Source organism: Streptomyces sp. NPDC088097 (genome assembly GCF_044741845.1).
Classification (GTDB): Bacteria; Actinomycetota; Actinomycetes; order Streptomycetales; family Streptomycetaceae; genus Streptomyces.
This window is the reverse complement of sequence record NZ_JBIUTJ010000001.1, coordinates 351,847-373,960: the sequence shown is the minus strand read 5'-3', so window position 1 is coordinate 373,960 and position 22,114 is coordinate 351,847. Positions and strand designations below refer to the sequence as shown.

The window sequence follows — 22,114 nt, the reverse complement described above, 5'->3', positions numbered from 1 at the left end:
CCGTCCGGATGTCGGTGGCATCCGGCAGCATGGGTCGAATGAGCGAAGAGCTGCCCGCGTACGCGGAGCGGGTGCTGGAGGTGGCCGAGCGGATTCCGCCCGGCCGGGTGATGACGTACGGGGACGTCGCGGAGTGGCTCGGGGAGGGCGGACCGCGCCAAGTCGGGCGCGTCATGGCGCTGTACGGGGGAGCCGTGCCCTGGTGGCGGGTGGTGCGGGCGGACGGGCGCCCCCTCCCCGGCAGCGAGCGGCGGGCCCTGGAGCACTACCGCGTCGAGGGCACCCCGCTGCGCGAGGCCGCGTCCGGCGAGCCCCGGCTGGCGATGCGGCGGGCCCGCTGGGACGGCGGGGAGGAGGGTGACGGAGGCGACGAGGCTCACACCTGACAGCTTCCGCCATGCGGGGTCGGGGCGGGCGGTCGAAGGCCCGTACGGAGGACGACATCGCGGGCCCCCGGGGCGACGTCGCGGCCCGCCGGGACGGACTGCGGGAGCCGGCGCGGTTGGCGTAGCGTGGCCCCTTCGGCGTACGCGACGGCCCGGGCTGTCGCGGACCCCGCCGCGCTCGCGCAGGCGACCGCGGTCATCGAAGCCACAGCTGTCACGACTGTCATCGCTGTCACGGCAGCACGCGCTGTCACCGCAGCGCCCGCTGTCACCGCAGCATCCGCAGTTACGGCAGCACCCGCAGACCCACCAGGACCGGCACCTCACGTGATCACCTCTTCCTCCGGCCGCGCAGAGCGGCGTACGCGGACCCCCGACGCGTACCGCCTGGTGCGCACCGGGCCGGAACAGGTGGATCCTCCTGTGCTGGACGCAGCGCAGCGCGCGGTGGTTGACCACGCACGCGGCCCCCTCCTGGTCCTGGCCGGTCCGGGCACCGGCAAGACCACCACCCTGATCGAGACGGCCGCCGCCCGCGTCGAGGCGGGGGTGGACCCCGCCCGGATCCTGATCCTCACCTTCAGCCGCAAGGCCGCCGTGGAGCTGCGCGACCGCGCCGCCCTGCGGCTCGGCGGCGCCCGCGCCCCACAGGCCACCACCTTCCACTCCTTCTGTTACGGCCTGGTCCGCGCCCACCAGGACCACGATCTGTTCGCGGACCCGCTGCGGCTGCTGTCCGGCCCCGAACAGGACGTCATGGTCCGCACCCTGCTCGAAGGACAGCGCCGGATCCGCTCCATCCGCTGGCCCGACGACCTGCGGGCCGCGCTCACCACGCGCGGGTTCGCCGACGAGGTCCGCGCCGTCCTCGCGCGCGCCCGTGAACTGGGCCTGGGGCCGCGCGCCCTGTCCGCCTTCGCCGACCGCATCGGCCGCCCCGACTGGAAGGCGGCCGCCGCCTTCCTGTCCGAGTACCTCGACGTCCTCGACATGCAGGGCACCCTCGACTACGCGGAACTCCTGCACCGGGCCGTCCTGCTGGCCGAGCGCACCCCGGCCCTGTCCGGGTCCTACGACGTGATCCTCGTCGACGAGTACCAGGACACCGACGCCTCGCAGCTGCGGCTGCTGCGCGCGCTGAACGGACCCGGCGGCACGCTGATCGCCTTCGGCGACCCCGACCAGTCGATCTACGCCTTCCGGGGCGCCGACATCAACAACGTCCTCGACTTCGAGTCGGCCTTCCCCGGCGCGGCCGTCCGGGCCCTGACCGTGGGCCGCCGCTCGGGCTCGGCGCTGCTGGCCGCGACCCGGCTGCTGACCACGCGCATGCCGGTGCCGCGCCTGCCGTCCGCCGCCGTCCGCGCCCACCGGGCGCTGGAGCCCGTACGGGAGGGCGGCCGGGTGGAGGTGTACACGTACCCGACGGCCGGGGCGGAGCTCGACAACATCGCCGACATCCTGCGCCGGGCCCACCTGGAGGACGGCGTGCCGTGGGGGGACATGGCCGTCCTGGTCCGCTCGGGCGGGCGCACCATCCCGGCGATGCGACGCGCCCTGATCACGGCGGGGGTCCCGGCGGAGACCGACGGCGGCGACACTCCGCTGCGCCACGAACCGGCGGTGGCCCCCCTCCTGACGGCCCTCCGCCTCACGGCAACCGCCTCCCTCCCCACCCCCGCACCGGAGTCCGAGCCCGCGCCGGGTTCCGAGCCTGCGCTCGCAGCCGACCCCGCGCCGGGTTCCGAGCCGGTGCCGGTGTCCTTCCCGGCCCCCGCCGATCCGGGCCCGCCCGGCGTCGATCCGACGCGGCCCACCCCCGTGCCCACCCAGGCGGGGGCCCCCGCGCCGGTCGCCGCCCCCGCGCCGGGGTCCGAGCCGGCGCCGGTCGACCCCGAAGGGGTGACGGACGGGCCGACGCTGCCCGCCCCGCGCTCCGTACCCGCCGGGCAGCCCGCGTCGGGCGCCGCTCCGACCGGCGCCGAGCCGGAGCCGGAGCCGGAGCCGGAGCCCGAGCCGGAGCCGGAGCCGGAGCCCGAGCACGTACCCGAGCCCCAGCCCGACCCCGTGTCCGGCCCGGCCGAGTCGGCCGACGGCGGGGCCGGGATCGCCGTCGAGGATGCCGTCGCGTTGCTCTCCTCGCCCCTCGGCGGGATGGACGCCGCCGACCTGCGCCGGCTCGGCCGGGCCCTGCGCGACGAGGAGCGGGCCGCCGGGGTCATCGCCCCCGCGCCCTCCGACGTCCTGCTGGCCCGCGCCCTCGCCGAGCCCGAGCGGCTCACCGTCCACGACCCCGCCTACGCCCGCGGAGCGCAACGCCTCGGCCTGCTCCTGCGCAAGGCCCGCGAGCTGCTCCAGGGCGGCGGCACCGCCGAAGAGGCCCTGTGGACCCTGTGGGACGGCACCCCCTGGCCGCAGCGCCTGGAGCGCCGGGCCCGCCGCGGCGGCGCCGCCGGCCGCAACGCCGACCGGGACCTCGACGCCGTCTGCGCCCTCTTCGACAACGCCGCGCGCGCGGAGGAACGTACGGGCGGACGCGGCGCCCTCAACTTCCTCGAACAGCTCGAAGCCGAGGACATCGCCGCCGACACCCTCACCACCCGCGCCGTCCGCACCGACGCCGTCCGCCTCATGACCGCACACCGCTCCAAGGGCCTGGAGTGGGGCCTCGTCGTCGTCGCCGGGGTCCAGGAAGGCCTCTGGCCCGACCTGCGCCGCCGCGGCTCCCTGCTGGAAGCCGACCGCATCGGCCGGGACGGCCTCGCCGAACCCCTCACCCCCGGCGCGCTGCTCGCCGAGGAACGCCGGCTCTTCTACGTGGCCGCCACCCGCGCCCGCCACCGCCTCGTCGTCACCGCCGTCAAGGCCCCCGCCGAGGACGGCGACCAGCCCTCCCGCTTCCTCACCGAACTCGGTGTCACCCCCAAGGACGTCAGCGGCCGGCCCCGCCGCCCCCTCGCCGTCCCCGCGCTCGTCGCGGAACTCCGCGCCACCACCGTCGACCCCGACGCCTCGCCCGCGCTGCGCGACGCCGCCGCCCGCCGCCTGGCCCGACTCGCCGCGCTCACCGACGACGAGGACCGCCCGCTGGTCCCCGCCGCGCACCCGCAGCGCTGGTGGGGCCTGTACGAGCCCACCGCCTCCACCGTCCCGCTGCGCGACCGCGACCGGCCCGTCACCCTGTCCGGCAGCGCCCTGGACCAACTCGCCAACACCTGCTCCCTCCAGTGGTTCCTGGGCCGCGAGGTCAAGGCTGACGCCCCCTCCACCGCCGCCCAGGGCTTCGGCAACGTCGTCCACGTCCTCGCCGACGAGGTCGCCTCCGGCCGCACCCCCGCCGACCTCGCCGTCCTGATGGAACGCCTCGACTCCGTCTGGGACGGCCTCGCCTTCGACGCCCCCTGGAAGTCCCGCCAGGAGAAGGACAACGCCCGCGCCGCGCTGGAACGCTTCCTGCGCTGGCACACCACCGACCGCGGCGGCCGTGCCTCCGTCGCCACCGAGCACGACTTCGACGTCACCCTCGACGCCGGCGAGTACGCCGTCCGCGTCCGCGGCTCCATGGACCGCGTCGAAGCCGACCCGCAGGGCCGCGCGTACGTCGTCGACTTCAAGACCGGCAAGGGCGCCCCCACCCGTGACGAGGTCGCCCGCCACCCCCAGCTCGCCGTCTACCAGCTCGCCGTCCGCGAGGGCGCCGTCGACGCGGTCTTCGACGGCCGCCGCCCCGAGACCGGCGGCGCCGAACTCGTCCAGCTGCGCCAGGGCGCCCCCAAGAAGGACGGCGGCGACGAGGTCCCCAAGATCCAGGCCCAGCCGCCGCTCGACGGCGGTGCCTCCGGCGAGTGGGTCGGCGACCTCCTCGCCACCGCCGCCGGACGGGTCCTGGACGAACGGTTCGCCCCCGCCACCGGCGAACACTGCAAGCGCTGCTCCTTCCGCAGCGCGTGCAGCGCCCTGCCCGAGGGCCGCCAGACCGTGGAGTGAGCCCGGCGGATCCCCCGGTCCGCGGCGGTCGCGGTGCCCGTGGAGCGGGACGGCCGTTCCCGCCGGTCGGGGACTGTCGGTGCGGGCGGCTAGCCTTTCGAGGTGACCGCGTACGAGTCCGGGCGCGCCCCCGCCGCCCCCGTCCTCTCCGATCCCGAACAGCTCAAGGAGCTCCTCGGGATCCCGTTCACGCCCGAACAGCTGGAGTGCGTCACCGCCCCGGCCGCCCCCCAGGTCATCGTCGCCGGCGCCGGCTCCGGCAAGACCACCGTCATGGCCGCCCGCGTGGTCTGGCTCGTCGGCACCGGCGCCGTCGCCCCCGAACAGGTCCTCGGCCTCACCTTCACCAACAAGGCCGCCGGAGAGCTCGCCGAGCGCGTCCGCAAGGCCCTCGCCCGCGCCGGGATCACCGATCCGGACCCCTCCCCGGCCGAGGCCGAGACCGCCGGCGGCGAGCCCCGGATCTCCACCTACCACGCCTTCGCCGGGCAGCTCCTGAAGGACCACGGCCTGCGCATCGGCCTGGAGCCCAGCGCCCGCCTCCTCGCCGACGCCACCCGCTTCCAGCTCGCCGCGAAGGTGCTCCGCGAGGCCCCCGGCCCCTACCCCTCCCTGACCAAGTCCGTTCCCGACCTGGTCAGCGACCTCCTCGCGCTCGACGGGGAACTCTCCGAGCACCTGATCGAACCGGACGGCCTGCGCGCGTACGACACCGCCCTGCTGGCGGAGCTGGCCGACGCCAAGCTCACCAACGACGACCTGCGCAAGGTCCCCGAGGCCGTCCGGGGCCGCCTCGAACTGCTGGAACTCGTCTCCCGCTACCGCCTCGCCAAACGCTCACGCGACCTCTTCGACTTCGGCGACCAGATAGCCCTCTCGGCGCGGCTCGCCACCACCCGCCCCGAGGTCGGGGTCCTGCTGCGCCAGGAGTTCCGCGTCGTCCTCCTCGACGAGTACCAGGACACCTCCGTCGCCCAGCGGCTGCTGCTGTCCGGACTCTTCGGCGGGGGCACGGGCCACGCCGTGACCGCCGTCGGAGACCCCTGCCAGGCCATCTACGGCTGGCGCGGAGCCTCCGTCGCCAACCTCGACGACTTCCCCGAGCACTTCCCGCACACCGACGGCACCCCCGCCACCCGCCTCTCCCTCAGCGAGAACCGGCGCAGCGGCGGGCGCCTCCTCGAACTGGCCAACGGCCTCGCCGCCCCGCTGCGCGCCCTGCACGAAGGGGTCGAGGCCCTGCGCCCTGCGCCCGGCGCCGAGCGGGACGGGATCGTCCGCTGCGCGCTGCTGGAGACCCACGCCGAGGAGCTGGAGTGGCTCGGTGACTCCGTCGCGCACCTGGTCCGCACCGGCAAGGAGCCCGGGGACATCGCCGTGCTGTGCCGCTCCGCCGCCGACTTCGCCCGGATCCAGGCGGTGCTGGTGGCCCGGGACGTGCCGGTCGAGGTCGTCGGCCTGTCCGGGCTCCTGCACCTGCCCGAGGTCGCCGACCTGGTCTCGGTGTGCGAGGTGCTCCAGGACCCGGGGGCCAACGCCGCCCTGGTCCGGCTCCTCATCGGCCCGCGCTGGCGCATCGGCGCCCGGGACCTGGCACTGCTCGGCCGCCGGGCCCGGCAGCTCGTGGCCCGCGACCGCGCCGACGCCGGGCCCGACGGACGCCTCGCGGCGGCCGTCGAGGGCGTGGACCCGGCCGAGGTCATCTCCCTCGCCGACGCCCTGGAGACCTTCCTCGACGGCGCGGGCCGGGCCCCCGACGAACTCCCCTTCTCGGCCGCCGCCCGGGTCCGCTTCGCGCACCTCGCCCAGGAGCTGCGGGACCTGAGGCGTTCCCTCGCCGACCCGCTGATGGACGTACTGCACCGGGTGCTGGCCGCGACCGGGCTGGACGTGGAGCTGTCCGCCTCCCCGCACGCCCTCGCCGCCCGCCGCCGCGAGACCCTGTCGAACTTCATGGACGTCGCCGCCGGCTTCGCCGCCCTGGACGGGGAGGCGTCCCTGCTCGCCTTCCTCGGCTTCCTGCGCACCGCCGCCCAATACGAGAAGGGCCTCGACCACGCCCTGCCGGGCGGGGAGAACACCGTGAAGGTGCTCACCGCCCACAAGTCCAAGGGCCTGGAGTGGGACGTGGTGGTCGTCCCCGACCTGTGCGCGGGCGCCTTCCCCAAGGAGAAGGCCCCGGAGGCCTGGACCTCGTACGCCAAGGTGCTCCCGTACGCCCTGCGCGGGGACGCCGAGACCCTGCCGGCCGGTCCCGCGTGGACGGCGGCGGGCCTGAAGTCCTTCAAGGCCGCCCTCAAGGAGCACAAGGCCGTCGAGGAACTCCGCCTCGGGTACGTCACCTTCACGCGCCCCCGCTCCCTGCTGCTGGCCTCCGGCCACTGGTGGGGCCCGACCCAGAAGCGCCGCCGGGGTCCGTCGGAGTTCCTCACCGCCCTGCACGACCACTGCGCCGCCGGGTTCGGGGAGGTCGAGGTCTGGGCCGAAGCCCCCGCCCCCGACGCCGAGAACCCGGCCCTGGCCGACGACTCCACCCCGGACCACTCCTGGCCCCTCCCGCTCGACCGGGACTCCCTGGCCCTGCGCCGGCACGCCGCCGCGCTCGTCGAAGCCCACCTGCTCGACGCCCTCCGGGGCGACGCCGTCCGGGCCGAATCCCCCTGGGGCGACCCCTCCCGGGGCGACTCCCGCCCGGGTGCCCCGCTCCCGGCCGCCGTCGACCCCGAGGAGCCGTACCTCTGGCCCCCGCACTGCGAGGAGCCGGACGACGCGGACGCCCCCTGGCCCGAGGAGGCCCCGCTCCCGTACGCCGAGGAACCGGGCACCACCGGCGGCCCCCGGCCCGAGCACCCGCACGGCGGCCCCCGGGCCGAAGCCCCGCCCGCGCCCGCCCCGGGCCCCGCAGCCGACCCCTACCCCGGGCCCGCAGCCGACCCCGACCCCGGCCCCACCGCGTCCGGAGGCCCGGATGACGACCTCTGGGCGGGCGAAGCCACCGTGCCCGCCCCCCGCCGGGCCGGAGCCCCGGCCGCCCCCGGAGCCGCCCGTCCGGAAGCCGCCGAGGACGACCTGTGGGCCGGCGAGGCCGTCCACCCGGCCCCGGGCTTCGGCGCCCCGGAGCCGATCCGACCCGGCGGGGCGACCGGTGCCCCGGAGCGCGCCCCCGGCGCCGCCCCGGAGGAGGCCCGCACCATCGCCTCCTGGGACCGCGACCTCGACGCCCTGGAGGGCGAGCTCCGCCGTGCCCGCGCCGCCGTACGGGACGTGGAGTTGCCCTCCGCCCTGTCCGCGAGCCAGCTCCTTCGCCTCGCCGCCGACGAGGAGGGCTTCACCCGCGACCTCGCCCGCCCCATGCCCAAGCCCCCGCAGCCCGCCGCCCGGCAGGGCACCCGCTTCCACGCCTGGGTCGAGTCCCGCTTCGACGAGTTGCCCCTGCCCCTCCTCGACGGGCTCCTCGACCCCGCCCGCGAGCTGCCCGGCTCCGACCAGGAGATCGCCGACGAGGCCGACCTCGACTTCCTCAAGGCCGCCTTCGAGCGCAGCGAGTACGCCGAGCGCACCCCGTACCGCATGGAGGCCCCCGTCCAACTCACCCTCGCGGGGCGGGTCGTCCGGGGCCGGATCGACGCCGTCTACGAGAACCCCGACGGCTCGTACGAGGTGGTCGACTGGAAGACCGGCCGCACCACCCAGGCCGACCCCCTCCAGCTCGCCGTCTACCGGCTGGCCTGGGCCGAGGCCACCGGCACGCCCCTCGACCGGGTCACGGCCGCCTTCCTGCACGTCCGCAGCGGCCGCGTGATACGCCCCCGCGACCTCCCCGACCGCGCCCGCCTTGAGCGGATCCTCCAAGGCCGAACGGGCACGGACGGTGACGGCGAGGCGGAAGGTTAGGCTCGTGGGCATGAGCCAAACCCCGCCGGACAGCGTCGTCCGCACGTACGTCGACACCCACCGCGCCGCCTTCCTCGACGACCTCGCCGAGTGGCTGCGCATCCCCTCGGTCTCGGCGCAGCCCGAACACGCGGGCGACGTACGCCGCAGCGCGGAATGGCTCGCCGCGAAGCTGAAGGAGACCGGCTTCCCGACCACCGCGATCTGGGAGACCGGCACCCCGGACGGGACCGGAGCCCCCGCCGTCTTCGCCCACTGGCCCGCCGCCGACCCGGCCGCCCCCACCGTGCTCGTCTACGGCCACCACGACGTGCAGCCCGCCGCCCTCGCCGACGGCTGGCACACCGAGCCCTTCGAGCCGGTGGTCAAGGACGGCCGGATGTACGGGCGCGGCGCCGCCGACGACAAGGGCCAGGTCCTCTTCCACACCCTGGGCGTCCGCGCGCATCTCGCCGCCACCGGCTCCGCCGCCCCCGCCGTGCACCTCAAGCTGCTCATCGAGGGCGAGGAGGAGTCCGGCTCCCCGCACTTCCGCGCGCTCGTCGAGGCCCGCGCCGCCGAACTCGCCGCCGATGTCGTGATCGTCTCCGACACCGGCATGTGGTCCGAGACCACCCCGACCGTCTGCACCGGCATGCGCGGCGTCGCCGACTGCGAGATCGACTTCCACGGGCCCGACCAGGACATCCACTCCGGCGCCTTCGGCGGGGCCGTGCCCAACCCGGCCACCGCCGCCGCCCGCCTCGTCGCCGCCCTGCACGACGAGGACGGCCGGGTCACGATCCCCGGCTTCTACGACCACGTCACCGAGCTGTCCGACGCCGAGCGCGCCCTGATCGCCGAGCTGCCCTTCGACGAGGCCGAGTGGCTCCGTACGGCCAAGTCCCACGCGGCGGCCGGCGAGGCCGGGTACTCCACCCTGGAGCGCGTCTGGGCCCGCCCGACCGCCGAGGTCAACGGCATCGGCGGCGGCTACCAGGGCCCCGGCGGCAAGACCATCGTGCCCGCCTCCGCGCACCTGAAGCTGTCGTTCCGCCTGGTGTCGGGCCAGGACCCGTACGTGGTCGAGGCGGCCGTCCGGGAGTGGGTCGCCGCCCGCGTCCCCGCCGGGATCCGCCACGCGATCACCTTCGGCGCGCCCACCCGGCCCTGCCTGACGCCCCTGGACCACCCCGCGCTCCGGTCCGTCGTACGGGCCATGGGCCGCGCCTTCGGTCAGCCGGTCCTCTTCACCCGCGAGGGCGGCTCCGGACCGGCCGCCGACCTCCAGGACGTGCTGGACGCGGCCGTCCTCTTCCTGGGGATCTCCGTACCCTCCGACGGCTGGCACTCGCCCAACGAGAAGGTCGAGCTGGACCTCCTCCTCAAGGGCGTGGAGACCGCCGCCTACCTGTGGGGCGACCTGGCCGAGCACTGGAAGCCCGCCCCCGCCTGACCACCCGCACCACCCGCACCGCCCGCATCACCGACAACACCGACACCTTCCGTGTCACCGTCACCACCGCTGCCCGAGCCGCCTGCCTGTCCCACCCACCGGGGGAGTTGGAAGTACCTGTGAGCACCCATACCGAGCCCGAGCGCCCTCTCTCGCTCGCCGCGCCCAGCGGTGTCGACCGCGCCGCGCACCACCGCCTCGACGAGGCCTGGCTCGCCGCCGCCTGGAGCCACCCGGCGACCCGCGTCTTCGTGGTCTCCGGCGGGCAGGTCCTGATCGACGACACCCCCGAAGGCGACACCGGGATCGTGATGACCCCCGCCTTCGAGGCCCCCCTCACCGAGACCCACCGCTACTTCCTGGGCACGGACGAGGACGGCGTACGGTACTTCGCGCTCCAGAAGGACTCCCTGCCGGGCCGCATGGACCAGTCGGCCCGACCGGCCGGACTGCGCGAGGCCGGGCTGCTGCTGTCCGCGCGCGACGCCGGACTGATGGTGCACGCGGTGGCGCTGGAGAACTGGCAGCGCCTGCACCGCTTCTGCTCCCGCTGCGGCGAGCGCACCGTGGTCGCGGCGGCCGGACACATCCGCCGCTGCCCCGGCTGCGGCGCCGAGCACTACCCGCGCACCGACCCGGCCGTGATCATGCTCGTCACCGACGATCAGGACCGCGCGCTGCTGGGCCGCCAGGTGCACTGGCCGGAGGGCCGCTTCTCCACGCTGGCCGGGTTCGTCGAGCCGGGCGAGTCCATCGAGCAGTCGGTGATCCGCGAGGTGTGGGAGGAGGCGGGCATCAAGGTCGGCACGGTCGAGTACGTCGCCAGCCAGCCCTGGCCGTTCCCGTACAGCCTGATGCTGGGCTTCACCGCCCGGGCCGTCACCTCGGAGATCACGGTCGACGGCGAGGAGATCCAGGAGGCCCGTTGGTTCTCCCGCGAGGACCTGCGCGCCGCGTTCGAGTCCGGCGAGGTGCTGCCTCCGTCGGGGATCTCCATCGCGGCCCGACTGCTGGAACTCTGGTACGGCCGGCCGCTCCCCAAGGCCCTTGCGTGACGTTCGTCGCCGCGTAACGTTCGTCACAGCGGAAGGCCCCCGCCTCGGCGGGGGCCTTTCTGTCGGAAACCGTCGTGCCGCCCGGCCCGGATCAGACCGCGAGGGCCTGCTTGACCTGCGCGAGCGAGGGGTTCGTCATGACCGACTCGTTGCCGGCGGAGGACTTCACGAGGACGGTCGGCACGGTCTGGTTGCCGCCGTTCGCCTTCTCCACGAACGCCGCGGACTCGGGGTCGAGCTCGATGTTGATCTCGTTGTACGCGATGCCTTCCCGGTCCATCTGGGACTTCAGCCGACGGCAGTAGCCGCACCAGGTCGTGCTGTACATCGTGACGGTGCCCGTGTCCTGCATGCTGCGTTCTCCTTCGTGGGGGCGCGGTGGTCCGAGTGCCGGTCCGAGTACTCGAACGTACGGGAACGCCCCGCCATTCCCTCCGAGCCGCCGGTATGACCGCGGCCCCCGCCCTGTGGACGGGTTTCCCGCCCGACCCACGCGACCTGGCAGCATGGCGGGGTGACATCAGCAACGCACTCCTCATCCCTCACGGCCGGCGCGGGCACGGACGCGCCCGAGGCGGACGCCGTGCTCCTGGGCCTCGACCCGGAGCAGCGCGAGGTCGCCACGACCCTGCGGGGTCCGGTGTGCGTGCTGGCGGGCGCCGGCACCGGCAAGACCCGCGCGATCACCCACCGCATCGCCTACGGGGTCCGGTCCGGGCAGCTCATGCCCGCGAGCGTGCTGGCCGTCACCTTCACCAACCGGGCCGCCGGAGAGATGCGCGGCCGCCTGCGCAACCTCGGCGCGGGCGGGGTCCAGGCCCGAACCTTCCATTCGGCCGCCCTGCGTCAGCTCCAGTACTTCTGGCCCCGCGCGATCGGCGGCGAGGTGCCCCGGCTGCTGGAGCGGAAGATCCAGTTCGTGGCGGAGGCCGGTTCCCGCTGCCGCATCCGCCTCGACCGGGGCGAGCTGCGCGACGTCACCGGCGAGATCGAGTGGGCCAAGGTCACCCAGACCGTCCCCGCCGACTACCCGGCCGCCGCCCTCAAGGCGGGCCGCGAGGCCCCCCGGGACATGGCCGAGATCGCCCAGATCTACGGGGTGTACGAGCAGCTCAAGCGCGACCGCGGCATGATCGACTTCGAGGACGTGCTGCTGCTGACCGTCGCCATCCTCCAGGATCGCCACGACATCGCCGAGCAGATCCGCACCCAGTACCAGCACTTCGTGGTGGACGAGTACCAGGACGTCAGCCCGCTCCAGCAGCGGCTGCTCGACCTGTGGCTGGGCGAGCGCGACAGCCTCTGCGTGGTCGGCGACGCCAGCCAGACCATCTACTCCTTCACCGGCGCCACCCCCGACCACCTGCTGAACTTCCGCACCCGCTTCCCGCAGGCCACCGTGGTCAAGCTGGTCCGCGACTACCGCTCCACCCCCCAGGTGGTCCACCTGGCGAACGGCCTGCTGAACCAGGCCAAGGGCCGGGCCGCCGAACACCGGCTCGAACTGGTCTCGCAGCGCGAGGCCGGCCCCGACCCGGTCTACGCCGAGTACCCCGACGAGCCCGCCGAGGCCGAGGGCGTCGCCCACCGCATCCGCGACCTGATCGCCGCCGGGGTCCAGGCCGGCGAGATCGCCGTGCTCTACCGGATCAACGCCCAGTCCGAGGTGTACGAGCAGGCCCTGGCCGACGCCGGGGTCCCGTACCAGCTGCGCGGGGCCGAGCGGTTCTTCGAGCGCGCCGAGGTCCAGAAGGCGGTCCTCTCCCTGCGCGGAGCCTCCCGCTCCGCGGGCAACGACCCCCTGCTCGAAGACGTCGTCGAGCTGGGGTCCCAGGTGCGGGCCGTCCTCAGCTCCACCGGCTGGACCGCCGAGCCGCCCGTCGGCTCCGGCGCCGTCCGCGACCAGTGGGAATCGCTGGCCGCCCTGGTCCGTCTCGCCGAGGACTTCGCGCGCGCCCGCCCCGGCGCCACCCTGGCCGACCTCACCGTGGAGCTGGAGGAACGCAAGGCCGCCCAGCACGCCCCGACCGTCCAGGGCGTCACCCTCGCCTCGCTGCACGCCGCCAAGGGCCTGGAGTGGGACGCCGTGTTCCTCGTCGGCCTCACCGACGGCATGGTGCCGATCACGTACGCGAAGACCGACGAGCAGGTCGAGGAGGAACGCCGACTGCTCTACGTCGGGGTCACCCGGGCGCGGCTGCACCTGACGCTCTCCTGGGGCCTCTCGCGGGCTCCGGGCGGCCGGGCCTCCCGTCGGCCCAGCCGCTTCCTGAACGGCCTGCGACCGGGCTCCGCCGTCCCCGGAAGCCGGGCGGGGACCCCGGTCGAGCCCGGCACCCGCAAGCGCGGCCGGCGCGGGCCGGTGCTCTGCCGGGTCTGCGGCAAGACCCTGACCGAGGCCGGCGACATCAAACTGATGCGCTGCGAGGAGTGCCCGTCCGACATGGACGAAGGGCTCTACGAACGCCTGCGCGAGTGGCGTGCCGGTCAGGCGAAGACCCAGGGACTGCCCCCCTACTGCGTCTTCACGGACAAGACCCTGATGGCGATCGCGGAGACCGGCCCGGCCGAGGCGGGAGCGCTCTCGATGATCTCCGGAGTCGGCGGCCGCAAGCTCGACCGGTACGGAGCGGATGTGCTCGCCATCTGCGCAGGCCAGGAGCCTGCCGGCGCGGATCCTGACGACGCGTAGAAACTCGTCGGAAAAATAGTTTGCACATGCCCAACGAATCCCCATAGGTTCTTAGCAACGGAAACGGTGGCTTCTCCGGAGCCCTGGATCCGTGCTGTACTTATCCGAATACGCATGGGACAGGCCTCCGGGCCGAGTCCCCGAGACGCCGAGAGGAGGCGAGACCAGTGACCAGCTTCATGACCTTCACCAAAATGACCGATCGCTCGGTCGACGCTTCCTGCCTGCTCGGTTCCGTCTCGATCCTGGGTACCGGTCTGTCCGCGATTTCCGCCGGCAGCCCTGCCCTGCTCGCGGCCCTTCCGGTCAGCGAGCGCAATGAGCGACCGATCCAGGCACCGGTGGCAGTACTGGAAGCCCAGGCACATGGCGCCTATGGCTTCGCGGCCGCAGCCGGTGCCGGATCCCAGGTCAAGCAGTCGACGCAGACGAAGAAGCACCAGCACCACCTGATGTGGGCCTTCCGCGGGCTCGAACCCTGGAGTGATCCAGCCTGATCGCATGATCAGGCCGGCGCCTTCAGGGCCGCGGAACCCCACCCGGGATCCGCGGCCCTTCTGTTTGTCCCCGAACGGGGACGACGGAGCGAAGGGGCCTCGGGACTGGCAAGACCAGGTACCAGCCGCGACCGGCCGACCGGCCGGAACGACTAACCGAACCAGACGAGGAAGAAACCACCGTGCAACTCGAAGCGCACGCCCCGTCCGTACCGCAGACCCGAACGATCACCCCGCCCGCAGTCCCGGAGGCCACCACCTTGACCCCGCTCACCGCGCTCACCGCGCTCGACGACGCCATCGAGAACCTCGGCGTACCCGTTCCCTGTCGCACCTTCGACCCCGAGGTCTTCTTCGCCGAGTCCCCGGCGGACGTCGAGTACGCCAAGGCCCTCTGCGGCACCTGCCCGCTGGTCGAGGCCTGCCTCGCCGGTGCGCAGGAGCGCCGCGAGCCCTGGGGCGTCTGGGGCGGCGAGCTCTTCGTCCAGGGCGTGGTCGTGGCCCGCAAGCGGCCCCGCGGCCGCCCGCGCAAGAACCCGGTCGCAGCCGCATGACCGCCACCGGAACCATCGACCGCCCCCTGACGCGCGACCCCCTGAAGCAGGCCCTCATGTCCCCCCACGCCACCACGAGCGAGCAGCCGCACGGCTCCGCCACAGCAGACTTCATCACCGCCGGCGCGATGACCTCGCGTCAGAACAGGACCCGCGAAATGCAACTCATCCCAGAAGCCCTGGCTCGTGCCCATATGGACGACCGCATGCGTGAGGCGGACGCCGAGCGTCACGCCCTGCGCCTGGTCGCCGCCCGGCGCATGCAGCGCAAGGCCGAGCGCGTCTCCTTGCGCGCCCGGCGCGCGCTCGCCATGGCCGTCATGCACTGACACACCGATCGGGGCCGAACTCGGCCGTGAACGGCGCCACCGGGGGGACCGGTCCGAAGGGACCGGTCCCCCCGGTGCGTTGCGCGGCCCGCTCGGCCCCTCGGGGATATCGTCTGGAGGTGGACCAGCCGACCCCCCGCCCGGCTCCGCCGGGTACCGAGGCCCAGCCCGTCGTCTGCGCGCGCTGCGGCGCCCGCTCACCGGACGGCGCGCCGCCCACCTGGACCTGCTCGGTCGAGAACGGCGCCAGACAGTACTTCTGCGTCGACTGCGCGCGCGCCAACCTCCGGGCCATCGAGGGCAGACTCGACTCCGCCTGGTGGTGAGCCCGACTCCGTGCCCCCGCCGCCCCACCGCCGCGCGGTGGCGCCGGTCCGGTCAGTCCTCGGGCAGGAACCCGGGCAGCCAGGCCTCCAGTTCGTCGCGCAGCCGCACCGTCGCCCCCAGCTGACACAGCACCCCGATGGTGCTCAGCGTCACCCGGTGGATCAACAGGTACGACGGCGGCAGGTTGATCTGCCGCCCCAACTGGTGCGCGGGGGACCGGGGATCGGCGATCCGGGCCGCCTGCCCGCGCAGCCACGGTCGGGCGAAGGTGAAGGCGTCGACCTCGGTCGGCTCGATGATCGGCTTCAGGTAGGCGAGCAGCGCGTCCGGATCCAGATCGACGGACTCCTTCACGAAGCCCTCCGCGCGCAGGTGTCCGTAGACCCCCTCGGCGTCCCCGTCCAGGGTCATCCGCAGCGACCGGCCGATGGGCTTGGGCCAGCCGCCCGGGAGCCGGTCGACGGTGCCGAAGTCCAGCACGCCCAGGCGCATCCGGCCGTCCGCCCCCGGCAGCAGCCGGAAGTTCCCCGGATGCGGATCGGCGTGCAGCAGCCCGGTGCGTGCCGGACCGGAGAAGAGGAACCGGGCCAGCAACTGCCCGGCGCGGTCACGCTCCTCCTGGGTGCCGTCCGCGATCACCTCCGAGAGCGGGACGCCCTCCATCCACTCCGTCACCAGCACTTCGTCGCCTTGGTGGACGACGTCCGGGACGACCACGTCCTCGTCCCCGTCGAAGGCGTCCGCGTGGGTGCGCTGGGCCTCGGCCTCCAGCTCGTAGTCCAGCTCCTCCGAGACCCGGTCGCGCAGCTCGGTGATCAGCGGCTTGATGTCCATGCCCGGGATCAGCGGCCCCAACAGCCCGGCGAAGCGCCCCAACTGCTTGAGGTCCGAAAGGAGCGCCTCCCCCGCGCCCGGGTACTGGACCTTGACGGCGACCTGCCGGCCGTCGTGCCACACCGCCCGGTGCACCTGCCCGATCGACGCGGCGGCGGCCGGCTTGTCCTCGAACTCCTCGAACAACTCGCGCCAGTCCTCGCCGAGTCGCTGCGCCAGCACCTCGTGCACCCGCGCGGCGGGCAGCGGCGGGGCGGCCTCCTGAAGCTTGGTCAGCGCCGCCCGGTAGGGCCCGGCCACCTCCTCCGGGAGCGCCGACTCGAACACCGAGAGGGCCTGCCCGAACTTCATGGCGCCCCCCTTCAACTCGCCCAACGTGCGGAAGAGCTGTTCGGCGGTGCGCTGCTGGAGTTCTCTGGTCACGATCTCGGCGGACTTGCCGCCGATCCGCTTGCCCAGCCCCCACGTCGCGCGGCCGGCGATGCCCAGCGGCAGCGCGGCCAGCTTGACGGTGCGGGTGACCGCCTTCCGGGGAAGATCAGACATTGAAGCCCCTCCAGTTCCCAGACAGCCGTGCCGCGAGCGGTGCTTCGGGGGTACGACCGGCCCCCCGAAGCATCCTGCCATGCGGTCCCGGACACCCGGAGCCGGGCACCCTCCCCGACCGGTGGGCCCGCCCCACCCTCGACCGGAGGGCCCGGTCCCGCCGCCCTCACGAGGGCACCGCCACCGATTCCCGGGCGGGGACGGCCGCCTCGCACGGGCACTCCGGGTGCGGGCTCAGCTCCGAGCGCTCCCAGTGCAGGCCCGGCAGGGCGGCCTCCCAGCGGGCCGCCGTCGAAGCGGGCAGTTCTCCGTCGAGGAAGGACAGGGCGTGGGCGGCGGCCAGACCGGCCACGGCCGTGGACAGCCCCACGTCGCAGGCGCCGGCGGCCCGACGGCGGTGCGCCGAACGCCACTGCACCAGCATCCTCGGCCAGGCCGGATCCCGGTCGACGCGGTCGCGCTCCATGCACCCGGCGCAGGCCGTGGCCCCGGGCAGGACCAGCGGGCCGACCAGCCCCGTCCCCTCCAGCACCCCCGTGTACAGGTGCGGGGTGCCGGTGGCCACCCACCCGGCCGCCGGTCCGGGATCGGGGGCCCACGCCTGGAGGCCGTCCCGCGGAGCCACCACCACCAGGGCCAGCCCCCGCTCCGGCTCCTCCGCCCCGAGGGCCCGCCCGCCCCGCCCCGGGGCGGCGGCCCGTACGAGCCCGGAGGCCGCCTCGGCCCTGAGCCGGCCCACGGCCGCCGGATCCACCCCGCCGGGGGCCACATCGGCCGTCTCCGCCCGGCCCCCGTCCAGCACCTCGACCCGGCCCACTCCGGCCGCCGCCAGGACGGAGGCGATCACCGCCCCCACCCGACCGCTCCCGCGCACCTGGACCCGTAGGGCGCCGCGCGCGGCGAGGGCCCGTAAGTCCCCACCCGGCTCCCGGCGCACCAGCGACAACGAGCCCAGGTCGGGCCCCAGCCGTTCCAGGAACGCGGGGTGGTCCCGCAAGGACTGGGCGCGTGGCCCGCCCGCGGTGGCGTCGTCGAGCAGCCCGGCCCCCGCGAGCCTTCGGACCAGCTCGTCCACCTGCCCCGGCCGCAGTCCGAGGGCCGCGCCCTCGGACCGCAGCAACTCCATGCCGCGGGTCCCGTCGATCCGGTCGATGAGGGATCCGGTGGCCGTGTCCACCGGGCCGAGCACCACCGCGTGCGCGGGGGTCACCCCGAACTGGACCGTCTGCCGATCGCGCCAGGCCCGTGCCAGTGCCTGCTTCACCTTCGGATACATCGCGCCGCCCCCTCGTTCGCTTCCGCTTCCGCTTGCGTTGTTCGTTTCCCGGTTTCGTCTTCCGCCACGATGCCCGGGTTTCGCGGACTCTGCGGAAAGTTGTCCACAGGCAGGGCGTATCAGTCATATGAGAGGAAGAGTGAAAGGCGGGGAAGGGCGTTGGGGCGGCGGCGAACGGGCGGTTCCGGCCCGGCCGAAGAATCGATCCTGTTCGAACCGCGGAGGCGCGGGACTTCCGCCATGACGAGCGGGTACGGTCGTGGCGTGTCCGCCGACCCACCGCAGCGCGCCGTCGAAGTACGCCGGAGCGCGCGCCGCCGCAGGACCGTATCCGCCTACCGCGAGGGCGAGCGGACGGTCGTCCTGATCCCTGCCCGGATGTCCGAGGCGGAGGAGAAGCGCTGGGTGGGCGTCATGCTCGACAAGCTCGCGGCGCAGGAGAGCAAACGGACCCTCGGGGACGCGGAACTCGCCGAGCGCGCCGAGCGTCTTTCAGGGCAGTACTTCGCCGGCCGGGCCCGCCCCCGGTCGGTGCGCTGGGTCACCAACCAGAACACCCGCTGGGGCTCCTGCACCCCGGCCGAGGCCAGCATCCGGCTTTCCCACCGGCTCCAGGGGATGCCGGAGTACGTCGTCGACTACGTGCTCCTGCACGAGCTGGCACACCTGTTGGTGCCCGGCCACGGCCCCCGCTTCTGGGAGTTGTTGGAGGCGTACCCGAAGACGGAACGGGCGCGCGGGTACCTGGAGGGGATCGTCGCGGCGGAACGCCTGCCCCGGATCCCGGACCCGGGCGAGGACTCCGCCGAGATCCCGCCCGAGGATTCCCGCGAGCGGTGACCTTCCGCGACGAGCTGCCGGCTCGACCTGCCGCCACGACCTCCACCGCGCAACGGTGGAGCGGGGTGGCGGCGAGCGGCCGGCGGCACCGGGCGGTCACGAAGCGTGATGTGTACCGGGTCGGTACCGGGTGGGCACCGGCTTGTCCGGATGTCGGCGGGAGCCGTTAGCCTGAGCGGCACGCATTCGGCAGGCCGCACTCAGCGGCACGCGGGCACAGTGGGGATGGGGGACGGTCGGACGTATGGCCAGGGAATTCCAACGCGGCCACAAGGCCAAGGTCAGCGATCTCACAGCGGGCACGGATCTGTACGTGGGCGTCCAGATCGCCGGCCCCGGACTCGCCTTCGACATCAGCTGCTTCGGGCTCGACGCGAACGAGCAGCTCTCGGACGACCGCTACTTCGTGTTCTTCAACCAGCCGAAGTCGCCCGAGGAGTCCATCCAGCAGCTCGGCGCGCAGTCCGGTGACACGGAATCCTTCCGGGTGACGCTCGACCGCGTCCCGGCCGCGATCCACAAGCTGTCCTTCACCGCGACCCTCGACGGCCCCGGCCAGATGTCGCAGATCGGCCCGGGCTACATCCGGATCGTGGCCGGCGGCGAGGAAGTCGTCCGGTACTCCTTCACGGGCGCGGAGTTCAGCACCGAACGCGCGCTGATGATCGGGGACTTCTACCTCAAGGACGTCTGGCGCTTCGCCGCCGTCGGCCAGGGCTTCGACGGCGGACTCGCCGCGCTCCTCCAGAACTTCGGCGGCGAGGTCGCCGAGGAGGAGGAACAGCCGCAGCAGCAGGTCCCGGCCCAGGCGCAGTCCCCGGCCGCGGCCCCCGGGTTCGCCCCGCCGCCGCAGGCCGCCGCGCCCGCGCCCTCCTTCGGCGCCCCGGCCCAGCAGCAGCCGCCCGCCCCCGCGCCGTACGCCCCGCCGCCGCAGCAAAACCACCAGCAGCAACACCAGCCGCAGCCGCCCCAGCACCACAAGCCCGCCCCGGCCGCGGTGCACACCGCCCCGACCATGGTCGGCCCGCTGGTACCGCCCGCCGCGCAGGCCCCGTACGGCGGGCCGCCGCACCCCCCGCAGCAGCCCGGCCCGCCCGGGTACGGGCACCAGCAGCCGGCGCAGCCCTCGTACGGCGGCCAAGTGCCGCCCCCCGGGCCCGTGCCCGCCCCCTACGGCCAACAGCCGCAGCCCTCGTACGGCCAGGTCCCGGGCCAACAGCCCCCGTACGGTCAGCAGCCCGGCTACGGTCAGCAGGCCCCGGCCCCCTACGGGCAGCCGGCGCAGGCCGCCGCCGCCCCGGGTCTCGCCGCCGCGCTCCAGCCGTACAAGGAGGCCCCCACGGGCGCCCGCTGGACCCCGCAGAACCAGCAGCTCATGCGCGTCGACCTGTCGATGGGCGGCCAGGCCGTCCTCGCCCGCCAGGGCAGCATGGTGTTGTACCAGGGCAAGGTGGACTTCAGCTACAAGGGCGCGGGCTTCGCCGGCCGCGTCGTCGGCAACGCCACCGGCCAGGAGATGCAGCTGATGCGCTGCTCCGGCCGGGGGCAGGTCTTCCTCGCCGAGACCGGAGCGCACCTGCACGCCATCGAGCTCCAGGGCGACGGGATCTGCGTCTCCGCGGAGAACGTCCTCGCCTTCGACGAGTCCCTCCAGCACGAGGTCCGTCGCATCGAGGGTCACGGCATCCCCGGCGGCGCCCTGTTCACCATGCTCTTCCAGGGCTCCGGCACGGTGATCGTCAAGACCCACGGCGTGCCCGTGGTCCTGCCCGTCACCCCGACCACCTTCGCGGACAGCAACGCCATCGTCGCGTGGTCGGCCGCCTCCCAGGTGATCATCTCCAGCCAGGTCCGGCTGCGGCGCAACGCCTATCCCGGACACAGCGGGGAGACCGTGAACCTCCAGTTCCGCGGCGCCCCCGGGAACTTCATCGTCGTCCAGCCGTACGAGGTCTGAGGGAGCCCGTCATGAACGCAATGAACCAGCAGCTCGCGGGCTACGCCCCCACCCCCGTCACGGCCCGCATGGAGAACCACGGCCGGGCCATGCTCAAGGTCGCCATGCAGAGCGGCCAGGACCTCTTCGCGCGCACCGGCTCGATGGTCGCGTACGAGGGCTTCGTCCAGTACGAGCCCAATCCGCCGGCCGTGCGCCAGATGGCCTCGCAGTGGCTGACCGGCGAGGGCGCCCCGCTGATGAAGTGCACCGGAGACGGTCTGCTCTACCTGGCGGACTACGGCGCCGACGTGGTCGTGATCAACCTCAACAACGACGCCCTGTCCGTCAACGGCACCAACCTCCTCGCCTTCGACGCCCACCTCCAGTGGGGCGTCGAGCGGGTCAAGGGCATGGCGAAGTTCGCCGGCCAGGGACTGTTCAACGTCCAGGTCTCGGGTACCGGCTGGGTCGCCATCACCTCCCGCGGAACCCCGATCGTGGTCGACTGCGGCCGGGGCGAGGACGAGACCTACGTGGACCCCGACGCGCTCGTCGCCTGGTCCCCGAACCTGAAGATCAAGGGCAAGCGCAGCTTCAAGGCCTCGTCGATGATCGGCCGGGGCAGCGGGGAGGCCTACCAGATGGCCTTCTCCGGCCAGGGAATCGTCGTCGTACAGCCCAGCGAGGACAGCACCGACCGGCTCCGGGCCCGGGGCTGAGGGGGAGCGGACACATCATGCAGAGCTCACTTTTCGGCTACGCCGAAGCGCAGTCCCAGGACCGGTACACCGTCCAGAACCCCCAGCTCCTGCGGGTCTCCCTGACGGGCACCGACGACGTCCTCGCCCGCAAGGGCGCGATGGTCGCCTACCAGGGCATCATCGACTTCGACGGGGAGTACCAGAGCACGGGCCAGCGCAACGCCCGCGCCCGCACCGGCGAGGGCCTGGACCTCATGCGCTGCTCCGGGCAGGGCACGGTCTACCTGGCCAACCTGGCCCAGTACGTCCACGTCGTGGACGTGGACCAGGAGGGCCTCACCGTCGACAGCAGCTACGTCCTCGCCCTGGACTCCACCCTGCACACCGAGGCCATCGCGGTGGACAGCCAGTACGGCATCTCCGGCTCGGGCAAGTACCAGCTCAACATCACCGGCCGGGGCAAGGTGGCCCTGATGACCTCCGGGCAGCCGCTGATGATGCAGGTCACCCCCGACAAGTACGTCAACGCCGACGCCGACGCGATCGTCGCCTGGTCCACCTCGCTGCGCGTGCAGATGCAGGCCCAGACGCACTCCACCGGGGTCTGGCGTCGGCGCGGCAACACGGGCGAGGGCTGGGAGCTCAGCTTCCTCGGCACCGGATTCGCGCTGGTGCAGCCCAGCGAGGCGCTGCCGCCGCAGAACGCCCAGCTCGGGCAGGGCATGGCCGCCCAGTACGGCATGGGCCAGCAGGGCGCGCACGCCCAGAACCAGAACAACGCCTGGAACTGACCGGACGTACGGAAGGGGGCGGGCCCGCACC

17 protein-coding genes are annotated in these 22,114 nt (G+C 74.0%); 14 read left to right on the top strand and 3 right to left on the bottom strand.

Annotated features, from left to right (window positions below; genetic code table 11):
- The first annotated feature begins 38 nt into the window (after positions 1-38).
- From ACIOD1_RS01645 to nudC, 5 genes are all read left to right on the top strand, one after another.
- Entirely contained in the window at positions 39-386 is a 348-nt protein-coding gene (locus ACIOD1_RS01645) for an MGMT family protein (protein WP_401899559.1), read from the top strand.
- A gap of 390 nt (positions 387-776) precedes the next feature.
- On the top strand, positions 777-4,373 hold the full coding sequence (locus ACIOD1_RS01640; RefSeq protein ID WP_401900423.1) for a UvrD-helicase domain-containing protein: 3,597 nt from the start codon (positions 777-779) through the stop codon (positions 4,371-4,373).
- Between the two features lie 102 nt (positions 4,374-4,475).
- On the top strand, positions 4,476-8,267 hold the full coding sequence (locus ACIOD1_RS01635; protein ID WP_401899558.1) for an ATP-dependent DNA helicase: 3,792 nt from the start codon (positions 4,476-4,478) through the stop codon (positions 8,265-8,267).
- A gap of 10 nt (positions 8,268-8,277) precedes the next feature.
- Complete coding sequence (locus tag ACIOD1_RS01630; RefSeq protein ID WP_365617635.1) at positions 8,278-9,702, top strand: dipeptidase; 1,425 nt, start codon at positions 8,278-8,280, stop codon at positions 9,700-9,702.
- A gap of 119 nt (positions 9,703-9,821) precedes the next feature.
- A complete protein-coding gene (gene nudC, locus ACIOD1_RS01625; RefSeq protein ID WP_365617633.1) occupies positions 9,822-10,757 on the top strand; it encodes an NAD(+) diphosphatase in 936 nt (311 codons plus the stop codon).
- 91 nt (positions 10,758-10,848) lie between these two features.
- Here the strand turns inward: nudC and ACIOD1_RS01620 are convergent, their stop codons facing one another.
- Positions 10,849-11,109 (bottom strand): mycoredoxin, encoded by a 261-nt coding sequence (locus ACIOD1_RS01620; protein WP_365617631.1) that lies wholly within the window; start codon positions 11,107-11,109, stop codon positions 10,849-10,851.
- Between the two features lie 162 nt (positions 11,110-11,271).
- Between ACIOD1_RS01620 and ACIOD1_RS01615 the strand changes: the two genes are divergently transcribed.
- The 5 genes from ACIOD1_RS01615 to ACIOD1_RS01595 all read left to right on the top strand — a co-directional run bounded on the left by ACIOD1_RS01615 (position 11,272) and on the right by ACIOD1_RS01595 (position 15,155).
- The gene (locus tag ACIOD1_RS01615) at positions 11,272-13,449 is read left to right on the top strand and encodes an ATP-dependent DNA helicase UvrD2 (protein ID WP_401899554.1); all 2,178 of its coding nucleotides are present in this window, start codon (positions 11,272-11,274) and stop codon (positions 13,447-13,449) included.
- Between the two features lie 167 nt (positions 13,450-13,616).
- Positions 13,617-13,946, top strand: coding sequence for a hypothetical protein (locus ACIOD1_RS01610; protein WP_401899552.1), 330 nt, complete (start codon positions 13,617-13,619; stop codon positions 13,944-13,946).
- Positions 13,947-14,128: 182 nt separating this feature from the next.
- Entirely contained in the window at positions 14,129-14,500 is a 372-nt protein-coding gene (locus ACIOD1_RS01605; protein WP_365617627.1) for a WhiB family transcriptional regulator, read from the top strand.
- Positions 14,497-14,829 (top strand): hypothetical protein, encoded by a 333-nt coding sequence (locus ACIOD1_RS01600; RefSeq protein WP_365617625.1) that lies wholly within the window; start codon positions 14,497-14,499, stop codon positions 14,827-14,829. The genes ACIOD1_RS01605 and ACIOD1_RS01600 overlap by 4 nt, the downstream gene beginning before the upstream one ends.
- Before the next feature lie 119 nt (positions 14,830-14,948).
- Positions 14,949-15,155: a hypothetical protein gene (locus tag ACIOD1_RS01595; protein WP_365617623.1), complete on the top strand. Its 207-nt coding sequence runs from the start codon at positions 14,949-14,951 to the stop codon at positions 15,153-15,155.
- 52 nt (positions 15,156-15,207) lie between these two features.
- Here ACIOD1_RS01595 and ACIOD1_RS01590 read toward each other — a convergent pair whose 3' ends face one another.
- Positions 15,208-16,536: an ABC1 kinase family protein gene (locus tag ACIOD1_RS01590; protein WP_401899549.1), complete on the bottom strand. Its 1,329-nt coding sequence runs from the start codon at positions 16,534-16,536 to the stop codon at positions 15,208-15,210.
- Positions 16,537-16,702: 166 nt separating this feature from the next.
- Positions 16,703-17,812, bottom strand: a complete 1,110-nt coding sequence (locus tag ACIOD1_RS01585; RefSeq protein WP_401899546.1) for a ThiF family adenylyltransferase — start codon at positions 17,810-17,812, stop codon at positions 16,703-16,705.
- A 240-nt stretch (positions 17,813-18,052) separates the two neighbouring features.
- Between ACIOD1_RS01585 and ACIOD1_RS01580 the strand changes: the two genes are divergently transcribed.
- The 4 genes from ACIOD1_RS01580 (at position 18,053) to ACIOD1_RS01565 (ending at position 22,083) form a co-directional block, all read left to right on the top strand.
- The gene (locus ACIOD1_RS01580) at positions 18,053-18,652 is read left to right on the top strand and encodes a M48 family metallopeptidase (protein ID WP_401899543.1); all 600 of its coding nucleotides are present in this window, start codon (positions 18,053-18,055) and stop codon (positions 18,650-18,652) included.
- Between the two features lie 244 nt (positions 18,653-18,896).
- Positions 18,897-20,609, top strand: coding sequence for a TerD family protein (locus ACIOD1_RS01575; protein ID WP_401899541.1), 1,713 nt, complete (start codon positions 18,897-18,899; stop codon positions 20,607-20,609).
- 20 nt (positions 20,610-20,629) lie between these two features.
- A complete protein-coding gene (locus ACIOD1_RS01570; protein WP_365618030.1) occupies positions 20,630-21,310 on the top strand; it encodes an AIM24 family protein in 681 nt (226 codons plus the stop codon).
- A 17-nt stretch (positions 21,311-21,327) separates the two neighbouring features.
- A complete protein-coding gene (locus ACIOD1_RS01565; protein ID WP_365617616.1) occupies positions 21,328-22,083 on the top strand; it encodes an AIM24 family protein in 756 nt (251 codons plus the stop codon).
- The last annotated feature ends 31 nt before the right edge of the window (positions 22,084-22,114 follow it).